A 685-nucleotide genomic window follows, 5' to 3' on the forward strand; every position below is an offset into this window, starting at 1 on the left:
GAGGTACGGGCCACGGCCTCGGAGGACAGCAGCGAGCCGGACGGCTCCTGGCCGAAGGCCTTGGTGCGCATCGGGGTGGCCGTGCGCTCGGGGTTGATGCAGTTGACGCGGACGCCGTCGCCGGCCCACTCGTCGGACAGGGCCTGGGTGAGGTTCACCATGGCGGCCTTGGTCGAGGNNCAGCAGCTGGCCCTTGGTCTCGGACAGGTACTTGTACGACGACCGGGCGATCTGCACCGGGGCCAGGTAGTTGACCTTCAGCGCCTCCTCGATGGTGGCGTTGTCGGTCTCGGCGAGCTTGCCGATGCGCAGCACACCGGCGGTGTTGACCACGTAGTCGATGCGGCCGGTCTCGGCGTAGGCCTTGGACAGGGCGTCGTCGACCTCCTCCGGGTTCTCCACGTGGGTGCCGGTGGTGGAGCGGCCCAGCGCGTAGACCTTGGCGCCGTAGGACTCGGCGAGCTCGGCGATGTCCTTGCCGATGCCGTAGGAGCCGCCGAAGACGACGACCGTCTTGCCGGTCAGCAGCTCGCGGTACGCCTCCTCGGAGACCTGCTCGGGCGCGGCGGTGGAGGCCAGCTGGAAGAGCTTGTCGGCGATGAAGACGTCGACGGGCTGGGTGACCTTCATGTTGTACTCGTCACCCGCGACGACGTGGATCGGCACGTCCGGCAGGTACTTGAGC

General features: G+C 68.4%; 1 pseudogene. It reads right to left on the reverse strand.

The window, feature by feature from the left end:
- Nucleotides 1-685: pseudogene (locus CCL05_RS19075) on the reverse strand (SDR family NAD(P)-dependent oxidoreductase); the annotation flags it as partial.

It is taken from the genome of Streptomyces africanus (assembly GCF_002150735.1).
GTDB classification, from domain to species: Bacteria; Actinomycetota; Actinomycetes; order Streptomycetales; family Streptomycetaceae; genus Streptomyces; species Streptomyces africanus.